The 14,368-nt window shown below is 41.1% G+C and carries 12 protein-coding genes; 3 read left to right on the forward strand and 9 right to left on the reverse strand.

What is annotated here, in order from left to right; genetic code table 11:
- Positions 1-112: 112 nt before the first annotated feature.
- A complete protein-coding gene (locus tag WN948_RS05950) occupies positions 113-544 on the forward strand; it encodes a polymer-forming cytoskeletal protein (protein ID WP_342306080.1) in 432 nt (143 codons plus the stop codon).
- Positions 545-556: 12 nt separating this feature from the next.
- Here WN948_RS05950 and WN948_RS05955 read toward each other — a convergent pair whose 3' ends face one another.
- The 3 genes from WN948_RS05955 to WN948_RS05965 all read right to left on the reverse strand — a co-directional run bounded on the left by WN948_RS05955 (position 557) and on the right by WN948_RS05965 (position 3,256).
- Positions 557-1,315 carry an ABC transporter ATP-binding protein gene (locus WN948_RS05955; protein ID WP_342306408.1) on the reverse strand — a complete coding sequence of 253 codons (759 nt, stop codon included), beginning with the start codon at positions 1,313-1,315 and terminating at the stop codon, positions 557-559.
- A complete protein-coding gene (locus tag WN948_RS05960; protein ID WP_342306081.1) occupies positions 1,315-2,142 on the reverse strand; it encodes an ABC transporter permease in 828 nt (275 codons plus the stop codon). The genes WN948_RS05955 and WN948_RS05960 overlap by 1 nt, the downstream gene beginning before the upstream one ends.
- Positions 2,143-2,236: 94 nt before the next feature.
- Positions 2,237-3,256 carry an ABC transporter substrate-binding protein gene (locus WN948_RS05965; protein WP_342306082.1) on the reverse strand — a complete coding sequence of 340 codons (1,020 nt, stop codon included), beginning with the start codon at positions 3,254-3,256 and terminating at the stop codon, positions 2,237-2,239.
- Positions 3,257-3,407: 151 nt separating this feature from the next.
- Between WN948_RS05965 and WN948_RS05970 the strand changes: the two genes are divergently transcribed.
- Positions 3,408-3,929: a helix-turn-helix domain-containing protein gene (locus WN948_RS05970; protein WP_342306083.1), complete on the forward strand. Its 522-nt coding sequence runs from the start codon at positions 3,408-3,410 to the stop codon at positions 3,927-3,929.
- A 17-nt stretch (positions 3,930-3,946) separates the two neighbouring features.
- Here the strand turns inward: WN948_RS05970 and WN948_RS05975 are convergent, their stop codons facing one another.
- The 6 genes from WN948_RS05975 to WN948_RS06000 all read right to left on the reverse strand — a co-directional run bounded on the left by WN948_RS05975 (position 3,947) and on the right by WN948_RS06000 (position 13,274).
- A complete protein-coding gene (locus WN948_RS05975) occupies positions 3,947-7,660 on the reverse strand; it encodes an S-layer protein domain-containing protein (RefSeq protein WP_342306084.1) in 3,714 nt (1,237 codons plus the stop codon).
- Positions 7,661-7,724: 64 nt separating this feature from the next.
- Positions 7,725-8,717, reverse strand: coding sequence for a thiamine-phosphate kinase (gene thiL / locus WN948_RS05980; RefSeq protein ID WP_342306085.1), 993 nt, complete (start codon positions 8,715-8,717; stop codon positions 7,725-7,727).
- 157 nt (positions 8,718-8,874) lie between these two features.
- Positions 8,875-9,735, reverse strand: a complete 861-nt coding sequence (locus WN948_RS05985; RefSeq protein WP_342306086.1) for a DUF4349 domain-containing protein — start codon at positions 9,733-9,735, stop codon at positions 8,875-8,877.
- Positions 9,736-9,801: 66 nt separating this feature from the next.
- Positions 9,802-10,590, reverse strand: a complete 789-nt coding sequence (locus WN948_RS05990; RefSeq protein WP_342306087.1) for an anaerobic ribonucleoside-triphosphate reductase activating protein — start codon at positions 10,588-10,590, stop codon at positions 9,802-9,804.
- Between the two features lie 7 nt (positions 10,591-10,597).
- Positions 10,598-12,889, reverse strand: coding sequence for an anaerobic ribonucleoside-triphosphate reductase (gene nrdD / locus WN948_RS05995; RefSeq protein WP_342306410.1), 2,292 nt, complete (start codon positions 12,887-12,889; stop codon positions 10,598-10,600).
- A 133-nt stretch (positions 12,890-13,022) separates the two neighbouring features.
- Entirely contained in the window at positions 13,023-13,274 is a 252-nt protein-coding gene (locus tag WN948_RS06000) for a glutaredoxin family protein (protein ID WP_342306088.1), read from the reverse strand.
- A gap of 417 nt (positions 13,275-13,691) precedes the next feature.
- On the opposite strand from WN948_RS06000, the gene radB reads away from it, so the two are divergent.
- Positions 13,692-14,360 carry a DNA repair and recombination protein RadB gene (gene radB / locus WN948_RS06005; RefSeq protein WP_342306412.1) on the forward strand — a complete coding sequence of 223 codons (669 nt, stop codon included), beginning with the start codon at positions 13,692-13,694 and terminating at the stop codon, positions 14,358-14,360.
- Positions 14,361-14,368 lie beyond the last annotated feature (8 nt).

Here is a 14,368-nt window from a genome sequence, read left to right on the forward strand (position 1 = left end):
AAAAAAATAACAGTAAAAACTGAATTCAGACTCATAATTAAAATAGAATATTGACATTTTGGGTAGCATTTATAATCAGAAAAAACTATTGAAGTAGACAGAGTGACCCAAGATGAGTGAAAATGCGATCAAATATCATGAGGATTCTAATACTTATATTGCCGGCAAAAAGACCTTTTTTGAAGGAGACGTCAACATTGACGGAAACTTTATAGTTGGAGCAGGTTCCAATTTCTGGAAGGATTTAAATGTGAAGGGTATCCTGAAACTTGGAAAAGGAACTTTTGTGAAAGGGAATATAAAAGCAGATGAAATGATCATAGGTTCAAAATCAGAGATCAATGGCAATGTTGAAGCGTCAGGCGAACTTAGAATATTAGACTCTGTAGAAATCAACGGTTCCGCAATTGCAGGAAAAGAGATGCTTGTGCGCCCCGGTTGCAAAATCAAATTTGCAAAAGCAAACAGCACAATGGAACTTGTTGGAAAAGTCAGCATAAAAGAAATAGAATCAGGAACAAAAGTAATTGTGCGTTCCGAATGAACGCAAAAATGATTATTTTGTTTGTTCCTTCAGGAGAGATTTCAAAATCCTGTCACGAAGCACATTTGCTTCAAGACTTGTTCTGTCACGTGGCCTTGGCAAATCTACATTGATTATTTCCTTTATTTTACCGGGACGTGCACTCATCAATACGATTTTATCAGCAAGGAACACTGCCTCATCAACACTATGTGTGACAAAAAGAACAGTAATATGTTTTTTTTGCCATATATCCAAAAGTTCCTGCTGAAGAATATTGCGCGTCTGAGCATCCAGTGCACCGAAAGGTTCGTCCATAAGCAGAACTGAAGGTTCGTTTGCAAGAGCTCTTGCAATGGCTACTCTCTGCTTCATACCGCCTGACAACTCATAGGGATAACTGTCCCTGAATTGCTGGAGTCCAACCAGTTCCAGATATTTTTCAGCATCCTTAAGTGCATCTTTCTTTTTTATCCCACTCATCTGAGGACCGAATATAATATTATCGATAACTGATTTCCATGGGAACAGGGAATATTCCTGGAAAACCATTCCCCTGTCAGGACCAGGAGATTCTATTTTTTTGCCATCCAGATATACTTCACCTTCATCCGGCTTATCAAGCCCGGATATTATTCTGAGGAATGTGGTTTTTCCACAACCTGATGGACCTATGAAACATACAAAATCCTTATCGTTTACTTCAAGATTGACATTTTCCAGTGCAAGTGTAGACGTATCTTCATCTTTTGTAAATCTGCGAAAAACATTGTTTACTTTTACCTTTCCCATCATATCACAACCCCTTTACGCCATTTGAGGAGCTTTCCATCGATATAATAACGCAGCAATCTGTCAATGAATAATCCAAGGAAACCAAGTATTAACATGTAAACAAGCACAAAGTCCATGTTATGTAGATAGTAATGATGCCATATCTTGTAACCAAGTCCGTTCCTGCTCACACCGAACATTTCTGCAGCAACGAGACACATCCAGCCAACTCCCATGGCAATCCGAATACCTGCAGCAACTGAAGGAAGTGCATAGGGAAGAGCCACATATCTGATCAATTCACGATTGGTATTACAGCCCAGCACCTTTGCTGCTTCAACATAAACACGGGAAACGCTCTTAAAACCTGTAAAAGTATTTATTATAATTGGAAAGACTGCTCCGATAAATATCAGAAAGCCTGCAGCCAGTGGGTTAAGTCCAATCCATATGATAGCAAAAGGAATCCAGGCAAGTGGTGGAATAGGACGTACGAGTTCAATTAAAGGATCAACTATACGATCAACTGTACGGAACCAGCCCATTACCATTCCCAGAGGAATGCCAATTGCAAGTGCAGAAAACATACCAATCCAGAAATACAGAAGACTGTAAAGAAGGTCTACTATCAAAACCGGAAGTTGAAGATCCAAACCTATAATACTTAACTTAGCATCTTTTGCCATTATGGATATGAACGCAAGAGTCACATCCGTAAAACTTGGCAGGTAGAACTTATTCTGCACAATATAAACAGCCACAAGCTGCCAAAGAATAATTGCAGAACATATAGAGGCTATTTCCACTTTTTTTTCACTCAGGATCTGAAGATGTTTTTTTACCATGAATCCTCCGGTAACTGGAGATAAAGACCTCCGGACAGACAGTAGAAATGTCTACTTATTATTTAAATTATTATCAAAAAAGAAAAAAGGATTATTAATCAAGAGCTTCATAGAAACTCAGATCAAATATATCATCCTGTGTAAGAGGTTTGCTAATATATCCCAGATCATACTGAACCTGAGCGTAGTCCACTGTAGAGTTAATTATAAGGCTCGGATCAGCTATCCAGGAACCATCCCACTCGTTCAGTGACTGTTTTACCAGTTCAACATCCCAATCCTGGTCATCAGCAAATATCTGTGCTGCTTCATCCAGATTTTCTGAATTGTATTCTGTTGAACGTACATGGGTTTCCACGATCTGCTGAACTATATCAGGATGTTCCCTTATCAGTTTGCCACTTACAGCAACAACACAGCATGCATGGTCCTCAAGCATTGCGCCGGATGTTACAACTGATCTGCCTGTACCTTCACTTTCAATCATTGCTGGCGCTGGATGTGGAAGGAAAACTGCATCAACCTGACCTGCAGAAATTGCAGTCATTGCGTCCCCAGGACCCATTCCAAGAATCTCGACATCTTCTTCAGGGTCAATACCATTCTCTTTCAACCAGTTCTTAAGAAGGGTGTCCTGAATTGTTCCCGGTGGGAATGTTGCTATCTTAAGCCCTCTCAGGTCTTCCGGACTCTCATAGGGAAGCTCAGTGCGAAGCACAATATCGGAACCCTGTATCTGGACTGCAGCTACAATCTTTGCATCCAGACCACTTGCAAGAGCTGAAATGACAGGTGCGGCACCAACATATGCAACATCGATATCTCCTGCAAGCATTGACTGCATTTCAGGTGCGCCGGTTGGGAAAAGGTTGTCATTTATTTCCTCTATTCCGTAAGGTGCAAGGTCCTCAAGCCACCAGCCTTTTTCCCTTGCAGTCAGATATGCTATCTGATGAGTACTTGGCTGGTAGCCAAATGTGAGTTCTGTAATGGTTTCTGCTTGCTCGTCCTGCTCTGTTGTTTGCTCAGCACATCCTGAGATGAATACTGCTGCTATCAGAGCAATAACAAAAAATAAAGTGGAAGTTACTTTGATTGTCTGTTTGTAATTCACATTATCACCCTAAGTAATAATTAGATAATTTGAAGTCAGATTCCAATATATTATATATATTTCTACATTTCATGAGTTCGATTGCCTAAAAGTATTAATTATAGGTACACCTTATCCTTTATAGGATATTAAAAACTACAGGTGTATGGAGATGAGTGCTGCTGATAAAATAATAGATGCTGTTTTTGAATCTGATGATGATTTCAGGAAGATCCTTTCAAGTACCATAAAGGAAGAGCTGAATATGAATATGGCAGAATTTGCCGAAAATGCAGGCATTCCTGCAAGTACCCTTTATAAGATAATGTCTGGAAAAAGGGAACCGAATGTCAAAACATTGAGGCAGATAATAAAAACGATAAAAAAACTTGAGGGTTCAGAAAAAGGAGAGTTCATTGCCGTAATTGCTGCCAGACCGGTACTTGACAATATCAGTGAAACAAAAAGAAAGATATGTGGAAGTCTTTGCACAATAAGGGAATACTCTGCGACCTCCATGGAAGAAGCCATAATCGCTGCAATCAGGGCTGAAAGAGATGGTGCAAAAGCTCTGGTATGTGCACCAATAGTAAGTCCCACTGTTGAGAAAATATTAAGAATACCGGTTGCCACAATAATGCCAAAGAACAGTCTTTTAGAAGCTATAGAACTTGTGGCAAAAAAAATAAGTTAAAAATGTTTAAAAAGAGTTTATCGGATATTCCCGACCAACTCTTTTATTGATTCTATTGCTTCAGCTACTTTTGCCTGTGCTATTTCTACAGTCCATCCACCTGCTGTGAATAAGTAAGCAATTCCCCCTACTGCTGCCAGTGCTATTGCTCCAAGTACATAGAACAGGGTACCGGATTTTTCAAACACCTCATATGTAGTTGTAAGGTCACCAACTTTCACCTCATAGATCCCTGGCTCTTCTTCCACATGAGAGAACTCAATGGTAGTGGAATTACCAACGGAGAGGCTGATAAACTGTGAATCAAGAACCACATCATCGACCTTAAGGTCCACAGTGTAATCGCCTGCATCAGTACCAGTATTGACAACATCGACACTTATAGTAGCTTCCTTACCCTGCTTTATTTCAAGTGGAGTTATCGCAAGGTTGCTGAATTCAAATTTAGCTGCAAGTTCGTCTACCCTAAGATCGAGTTCTGCCTCAAGAAGACCTGATTTACTAGCAATGATCTTGTGTGTTCCGGCCTCTGTTGCAGTATAGCTTATAGTACCATCATTATCAGTTGTACCAATAGACTTTCCATCAAATGTGACATCTGCACCTGAAATACCATCGCCGCCAATTGCCTTTAGAACAAATATAGTCATTGATGTACCTTCATAGACTTCATCCGGTGACACCTCAACACTCATCTTTTTGGTCTCATCGTTCTTATCAATAACTTCAAGATCTTCTGAACCTGAGGCATAATCGTCCTTTTCAGCCGTTACCTCAAAAGTACCTGCTTCTGAAGGAGTGTAAGCCAGAGTACCATCAGCAGCAGTTGTTCCAATTGTTGTACCTTCTACCTTAATGGTGGCATCACCAATTGATGCGCCACGTGCATTTACGGTGATAGTTAGTTCTTCCCCTTCCACAATAGTGGACTGGCTCAGTTCAACATCCAGAGTTTCGGAAGCTGCTGTTTTTACTTCGACAAATGGATAGTATCTGAGTGTATCAGAGTCTGCTACCTTTATCCTAACATTATCCATTAGCTCGATTTCATTGTCCTTGTTAAGGGAAATCGAATTATCGTTTGACATCACAATTGAAGTACCGAAGCTATCGATTTCCATGTCTCCATAGTTATCACCACTTTCCAAGGTGATGTAATCTTCAGATATCTGGAACATTCCCTCTACAAACACGGCATTGCTTTCGCTTCCTCTGAAAACTTCATTGAAGTGTATTATGATTATAGGTACGTCATCTGCATCTCCAAGGTCCTTCTCGAACACATAATCAGCATCAGAGGACACAATATCAGTATCTACTTCATCTCCATCTTTATATAGTTCGATGAGGACACTTTCACCGTTCACGTCAACTTCCACTATCTCCAAAGTGTAACCTTCTTCAAGAACAAGTTCAGACCCAGAGAAGACTGAAGCTTTAGAATCCTCATCCACCAGTACCTTAGATAACTGACCATCGGAAATGAGATTTAATGTACTGACACCATCAATATCTGTAGCACCGGTGTACCCTGTAAAGTACTTCTCAGCCAGGAAACCGACCACGTTGAACTTACCCCAGTCAGAGTGTTCAAATTCAACGGATGCAGGAGTACTTGTGTATACAAGTTTCCCTGATGAAATTGACCTTCCTGAAATGGCTGTTAATTCAAGGGTTTCTGTCTGTACACCTTCATCAATATCATAGTAGAAACCTTCAAAGTTCAGTGGTGTCCACGTAAGAAGTTCATTTCCTTCTGCAACAGTACCACGAAGCTCATATGTGCCGGGTTCTGACATGTCTACGACTGGAGCGAACCTAAGATCATCGTTGTCAGCAACAAGGAGCTTTATCTTACCCATAAGAGTTACGGACTTTCCTTTGGAAAGGGAAACTGAACCATCATTTTCCATTTCGATAAGATCATCATCGATTCTGGTAATCTCCATATCGCCATAGGATTCACCGTCTTCAAGTTCCAGGTACTCATCAGATATCTGGAAAATACCTTCTACAAAAACAGCATTTGATTCCGTACCACTGAATATTTGATCAAAGTGAACGGCGAGTATTATAACATCATCAGCGTCGCCAAGATCTTCCTTATAGGTATAATCGTCGCCACCTGAGATTACAGAACTGTCTAACTCATCACCATCTTTTGTAAGGGTCACGAATACCTTGTCACCGTCTTTATCAACTTCAACTATATTAAGCTCGTAACCATCCTCAAGTATGATCGATGACCCTGAGTACGCAGACTCTTTTTCATCATCGTCAATAAGGATCTTTGACAACTGCCCTGAAGAAATCATACTTACTACATCAACACCATCAATTGTAGTGTTAACAGTATATCCTGCAAAGTATTTCTCTGCCATGAAACCAATAACCTGATATGAACCCCAGCCGCTATGATCAAAATCAGTATCAACTGGTGCTGTCTGATAGAGAATATCACCGTCACCAAGTGTGCGATCAATGTTGAAAATTGTCAGGTTCTCGGAACTCAGCCCTGATTCGAGGTCATAGAAGAATCCAGAGAAACTTTTTGCATCCCAGATATACTTGTCAGGTGACTGAACGGCATTCTCATCCCAGATACGGTCTCCTGTGAAGTAGGTTTTTGAGTACACATTTATCGTTTTCGTGGCTACGTCTGAACCATCACCATTGGTTGCTGTCAAAGTAACATTGAAAGCACCTGTGGAAGTATAAGTATGCACAGGATGCTGTGCAATGGAAGAACCACCATCTCCAAAGTCCCAGGACCAGGATGTTGGAGTATTACTTGAAGTGTCATTGAACGTTACTGCAAGAGAAACTGTCCCTTCAGTGACATTTGTAGTGAAAGATGCATCTGGAATAGTTGAAGCAGGAGTACTGACAGTTATGTAAGCAGCTCTTGTTTTCACGTCACTTGCAGTTCCATTTACTGCAGTGAGGACAACAGTATATGTACCGTCAGAAGTATAGTTGAAAATTGGATTCTGTTCTGTGGAATCATTAGTGCCATCATTATCAAAGTCCCAGTACCACTCTGTAGCATTTGTAGAACTATCAGTGAATAAAACAGTAAGAGGATTGTCACCAGAAGTTATGTTTGCTGTGAAATCTGCAACCGGTTCAATATCAGAACTTACTGCATTAACTGTTATGTAGTCAGCTCTTGTTTTCACGTTACTTGCAGTTCCATTTACTGCAGTGAGGACAACAGTATATGTACCGTCAGAAGTATAGTTGAAAATTGGATTCTGCTCTGTGGAATCATTAGTGCCATCATTATCAAAGTCCCAGTACCACTCTGTAGCATTTGTAGAGCTATCAGTGAATAAGACAGTAAGAGGATTGTCACCAGAAGTTATGTTTGCTGTGAAATCTGCAACCGGTTCAATATCAGAACTTACTGCATTAACTACTATATAGTCCATTTTTGTTTCCACGGCACTTTCAGTTCCATTTACTGCAAAGAGAACAACAGTATAGGTACCGTCAGAAGTGTAAGTGTAAATCGGATTTTGTTCTGAGGAATCATTAGTACCATCATTATTAAAATCCCAGGACCAAGAAGTCGCATTGAGAGAGTTGTTTGTGAATTGCACAACCAACGGAACGTCACCTGAAGTTACATTTGATGTAAAATCAGCAGTAACATTTGCGGCCGAGCCTACAGTGCTGCAGAAAAGCATTAATGAAAATGCGATTAAAATAAATTGAAATTTCTTTTGCATTATAAAACTTCCTTAAACTATAAACAACTAAATTGTAAACAACGTAAACTAATCATGCCTAATCTTAATCCCCCAATTGTAGATAACCTTTTCGATATATAGTCAGGTTTTGCCCATTACGGCACCTAATGACAGTACCAACGTCCTGCTCAACTACTTCACCTATAACATTTAAATAACATACGCTTTGGGCAGTTTCCAGTTTATCAGGAGAGACCGTGAAAAGTAATTCAAAGTCCCCTCCTGTGTAAAGTGCAAATTCTGTAAGAACATCAGGATCGGATGTTATGAACTCAGAAATCTCAGCTTGTATCGGCAGAGAATCCTCCTCTATCCTGAAGCCTACGCAATTAAGGTCTGCAAGGTCATGCAGTGACATTGCCAGACCATCACTTGTGTCCATCATACATGTTACAGCACCGGAACTCGCAAGTTTCATCGCTTCGTTAACACAAGGAATAGGCGTAAGCAGTTTATTGAGAAGACTACCAGGAATTGTAATATTTTTCTCAATTGCATGAAGTGCGGCTCCGGCAGAACCTGCAAAACCTGTCACACAAACCTTGTCACCGATCCTTACACCTTTTCGGGTCAACAGTTCAGATTTTTTGACTTTGCCAAGTGCAGTACCAGTAATAGTTAGTTCATCGTGGGTGTCAATATCCCCACCTATGACTGAAGTGCCACAGAATTTGGCACAATCATCCATTCCTCTGGAAATTTCCTCAACAAAGGAAATATCCGTGTCTTTGGAAAAACCCATGGCAGAAAGAAAACCTATTGGACGTGCACCCATAGAAGCCACATCGCTGAAATTCACAGCAGCTGACATCCAACCTATCTGCCAGGGGGTCATCTGAAGAGGAAAATCTGTTTTCCGATGTAGCATATCAGTTGTTATCACCATATACTCATCACCAGAGATGTCAACAACTGCACAATCATCAGTTCCAGATCCGATGCGAACATCAGGGTTGCAACCATTATTGAAAATACCGGATAAACGCTTTATAAGTGAACGCTCACCTATTTCAGATACAGGAGTAGAGCCAGTCATATTTTACCTGCTATTTTGATGTGACTATATATAATTACTTAGCACGAAGTGATAAACAGCAAATGAATAACTAATAGAACTTAGTTAAAATAAATAAATTTTGCTGATATGAAAACATCAACAAAATTTATACAACCCTGGTCTGCAGGGAAATAATTTACCTACGCACCCTTCTTCTCAATGCTACAAAAGCTCCACCGAAGACTGCTACAATAATAACCAATGGCAGAACATATCCCACAAGCACTATCAAGGCATTTACCATTGAGATGAATCCGTTGACAGATTCGGATAGTGCATCCCTGATTCCCCATGAACGAGTAATTGGCCTTGGTTCTGTGACACGTATATTTATGGTTGAAAACTCGATCCGGTCTTCTAGGTAATTCAACCTTCCCGTAAGGCTTTCAATCTCACCGCGCACCCTGCCAAGTTCCTTTTCCACACTGAGAACCTCTTCAACCGTTACGGTCATATTGAGTATTTCCTGAAGGCGGGTTTCCTGTATTTTAAGATTATCCAGACGTGCAGTCACATCGATGTATTCTTCCGTTACATCCTGTGCATTTACACTTTTAGATGTTACTTCCCCCAAGTCCTCCACATTATCGAGGAACGAAGAATATTCGGATTCGGGAACCCTGACCGTAACATAGCCCTCTTTACCGGCATCAGATTCATAATATGAATCGTAGACAGAAGAACTGGAAACATATCCACCTGAAGCAAGCGCCATTTTTGAGATCTCATCCAGACTTGCTGCGGCATCATTGACCCTTAATGTCATGTCAACAGTTGTTATTGTCTTACGATCCACAAAACCATTTGAGGCGCCACCATAATCACCATCATATTCAGCTTCACCCACAGCCGCATTTCTTGCAAAGGAATCATCATAATCTTCAACCACGAGATAATCAGCTGATTGCGAAGAAGTTTTTTCATTGACTCCCATACAACCAGAGATCAGAGTAGCCACAAGTAAAAAAATAATTACTGAGAAGTATTTGATTTTCATTTAATCATACCCATTTTAAGCATGATTAAATGAAGGACTGGGAAGTATTAAAAAATTGCTTAAGGTTCAAACTGATTCGAAGTTAACCTTTTCGTTACCCTTCTCTTTTGTCCGTACATATATATTGTCAAGGAACTCGTGGGTAAGGTCAGCAAGTTCAAGCATTTCATCCCTGCTCAATGGTTTTATGTCCCTGAGAGATTCAAGCATGGCATTTTCAGCAAATCCCTGCTGGAGGACATAAACAACATCCTTTCTGCCTGTTAATTCACTAATGGACCTTGCAATATTGCAGACATCATCAGAACTTCCCATGAAATCCCTGATTATGGTCGTCCTTAACTCAAGTTCAACATTGTTCCCCAGAACCAGATTAATGGATTCTGTCACTTTTTCCATTACAAGCTGTGGGTCAATGTGAATATCAGTATAGTCCTTGCAGCCAATTGCCTTTGCATAATCCTCGGCATTATCCAGAGGAGCTTTTACATCGATAAAGAATTTGTCCACAAGGCCTTCTTCCATCAATTCGGCCATTACGTGAGGATAATAGCCGTTGGTATGAATACCGACGAGCAAACCTATTTTCTTTGCAAAACCTGCAAGGTGCTTCACAGCATCCTTCTGCATCAGGGGTTCGCCCCCTGAGAAAACCACGTTACTTACAAATGGTCTGGACTTCTTTATTTCTGCTTCAAGTACTGACGTATCCACTACGTTGCTTTCAAAAAGAAGTGAATGGTTCTGGCAATATGGACACCTGTAAGGACATCCACGTAAAAAAAAGACGATTGACACTTTTCCGTGCCAATCTACCGTTGAGATGGGAACCGAGCTTCCATAGTTTACTTTCATGGGCTTATCAGATCATGTCTGAAGAGCTATAGCGCATCCTGTCTGCAAGCTCTTGCTTCTTTGCATTATTCCATCCACCAACGGCCTGGACATACCCGGTTACCCTTGACATCTGCTCGACATTAGATGAACCACAGTTCTCACAGACCTCCTTCAAGCCGGACATCATATGGAAATCATTAAGGCACACAGTCATATCCTTGGTGAAAGCAAAGTAACCCACCTGAGTGTTCTTTGCAATGTTCATTGCAAATTCTTTAAGTCCCTTTGCATCCGGTGCACCTTCCCCCATCCATATATGGCAGATGTTTCCACCGTCAACAATCGGGAAGAACACATGCTCGATATTTATCCTGTCAATCAAAGAAACATCCGCACCTGGTGGCACATGAGTACCGTTGGTGTAATAGACGGGCAGATCATGGGTCTTTTTGAGATTTGCAAGAGCAGCTTCACTGTCACCCTTTACAACTTCCACGACACAATCCCTGTATTCTTCATGCAGCATGTCTGATACCGCAAATCTCTGGCCCGTGGTTTCAGCAGGAGTACGGGCAAGGGCAATCTCCATACCATGTTTCTGGCTGAGCTCGTTGGCATACATTTCCATCTCGGTCATCACTCTGATGGCAAACTTGAATGCATTTCTGGATTCATGCATCTGAGAACCAGTATGGTACTGAACCATTTCATTGATACCGATAACACCCATCGTACAGACAAGTGCGTCAATATCGACTGCAATGCAGCCCTTCTCACCTGTAACAGGATCCTTTGGTCTCTGGGTGGCAAATGGCATCCTGTTGTTCTCGATGATATTCTCCATCCAGCTGCGCTTTGTCTTAAAGAGAGTTATACACTGATCCATGAGGTTCTTCAGGTCACCGAACAGAGCAGAATCATCTCCATTTGCCCTGTATGCCGCCCTTGGGCAGTTGAGGGATACGACCTGCCAGGAACCCATAGAGAAATGCTTTCCATCCTTGAATATGAGCTTGTCATCAAAACTGTCATCTGCATCAGCATTTGCTGAGAACTGATATGCACAGCACTGATAACAGGAAATTCCCTCACCTGCACCCCTATATTCAGGTAGCTGATTATCGAAATATGGAGTACCGAACTTTGCTGCAAGTTCAAAGGTCATATCATAGAGTTGCTCGTAACCAAGCAGATCAGGATGTGCCTTGTTAAAGAACTCATCTTCTTCCATGAAGTCTGGCTCTATGGATATTTCAGGCTTAGGGAAATTGAAAGGTTTGCCCCAATTATCACCCTCTAACATCACATCCATAAGTGCCTGGAAAGAGAGACGTACCTCACGCTCAAACTCGCTATAGGTGCGCTTTTGGGTACCGTTTGTACCATCATGCACACGCCCCTTGTAGACAACTGGCTTATCCTTCCAGAGTTTTGGTACACCCGGAGACAGCTGAACGGAGGAGAACACGACCTGCCCACCACGAGCTACCATCATCTGAGTCATCTCATACACGAACATTTGCATGAGCTGCTTTACATCATTATAATTCTTGCCTTCAAGGTATGGAGCAAGGAATGTAAGGAAATTGTAGAATCCCTGGCCACCTGCGAAGTTAGTCTGTGCGCTCCCAAGAGCCTTCACTGCATGAAGTATAGCTACCTCTGCCTTCATAGCAGGACCGGCTACACTTGCCTTTGCACCTGAACCATCAGGCATGAGGCCATAATAGAAGAAATACCTGAGGTCCCAGTCCTGGCAGAAAGCACGGGTTCCGAGATACTCAAGATCATGAATATGAATATCGCCATTAAGATGCATGTCAGCGATCTTCGTTGGCAGAAGAAGCAGATACTGTTCTTTGGATATCTTGTCTGCCTTCTTCTTATGGGAAGTCTCGGCATTTTCCTGCAGATTTGCGTTGTCGTTTGCTTCAAAACCACTTCCAAGATCGATCTCGCATGCATCATATACCGGAGTACCTATCCTAGTAGAAACATTTCTCCACTCAACATGCCCTCTCTGGAGAAGCTCCATGTTAACGATCTCCCTTATAAGTGGACCTGAAAGGAATTTAAGGTCAAGGGATCTGACACGGCGCTCTACTTCTTTTGAAATGTCGTAAGCTTCATCCTTTTCGATTCCAGGTTTGCCGTGGAACCTTTCAGCAAGTTTTGTTTCCTTCAGTAACTGATTGACAATGACATTGCGGTCCCAATCAACCATGTGTCCTGCTGTGGTTCGCACTTTTGGCATTATAGAGATATCATGGCCATCGAGCGTCTTCTGTATAGCATGCTGTTTTGTTAATGATGTCATACTGATATCTATCCTCTCATCTTCCTCTGCGCGAACCTGTTTGCCAGTTCCCAAGTCTGACCTGTCAAGTTCTATTTTTCCTTTTGTATTAGTAGCACATACGTCCATCATTCCCACCTCAATTTGATTGCATTTAGATTATACTACCCAATACTTCCAGGTTCACGTCAGGGCCATTGAACAATTCCTTATGTGTTAAAAATTCATCGCCGATCTGAAGTACCGGGGCAGTCATGGTAAAAACACCATTGAATTTAAGTTCGGTCAAAGCTTCAGGAGTAGACATATCTGCAGTTGTGAAAGCAACTTCCTTTGACTTAAGTACCTTCTTTAATTGCTCGCATTTCGGGCAAGTCTTTGTTGTATATATAACCACTTCAACCATTTTCTCGTGTCCCTTCATTGTATATAATTAATTTATTATATTATTGTCATTCTGGAGAGAAACAACAATGCCATTTGAAAAAACACAATCAAAAGGCATTGTCATAATAATTACCTTGTTCACCAGAGGGTAAATTATACAAATGACATATAGCTTAATAATGGTTTTTCAAACTGCGTTTGAATATACAAGAAACAATATTAATACCATATATGAAACATGTTTGATAACATATATGACACAGTATTGGTGTTATATGTATTTTATAATAATAAATATACGCAGACCAAGATTTGCCCCCAACAAAAAAAAAGCAAGCAAAAAGAAAGACACATAAAGAGAACTGCAATAACATTGCCAAAAGATGTATATCATTAACCCTATTATAGCACATAATCCGATCAAGGGGTGTAAAAGATAACTAAACAACTAAGCTCCGGCTGCAAGCCAATCGATGAACTTCTAGGAGGAGGATTTGAGGCAGGAGTCGTGACACAGATATATGGAGAAGCCGGAAGTGGCAAGACTAATTTGTGCCTACAACTTGCAGTTGAATGTGTCAAAGCTGGAAAAAAAGTCATCTATATAGATACTGAAGCTATTTCCCCTGACAGATTCAAACAAATTGCCGGAGAGAATGCAAAGGAGATAGCACAGCAGATAATCATCTTTGAACCTCATAATTTTGAAGAACAGTATGCTGCTGTCAAAGAAATAGAGAAACTCATCTTGGAAAATATCGGCCTTATAATAATAGATTCTGCAACTGCTTTTTACAGATTAGAGCTTGATCAGGAAGAATCAAGCATAAGGACCAGAAGGGAATTGGCAAACCAGATAGGTTTTGTACACGGTATCGCACGCAAACACAGGGTTGTAGCTGTTATGACCAACCAGGTCTACAGCGATATTACCACTGGCAGAGTAAGACCAATCGGCGGTAGTGGCATAGAGCACATATCAAAGACCATCGTCCAGCTTGAAAAAACAGGAGATGGCACAAGACGTGCAAAACTCTGGAAACACCGTTCACTTCCGGAAGGCAGGACCTGCAAGTTCACCATTACCGGTGAAGGTGTAAGATAAAAAATAAT

The organism is Methanolobus sp. ZRKC5 (assembly GCF_038446525.1).
In the GTDB taxonomy this organism is placed as follows: Archaea; Halobacteriota; Methanosarcinia; order Methanosarcinales; family Methanosarcinaceae; genus Methanolobus.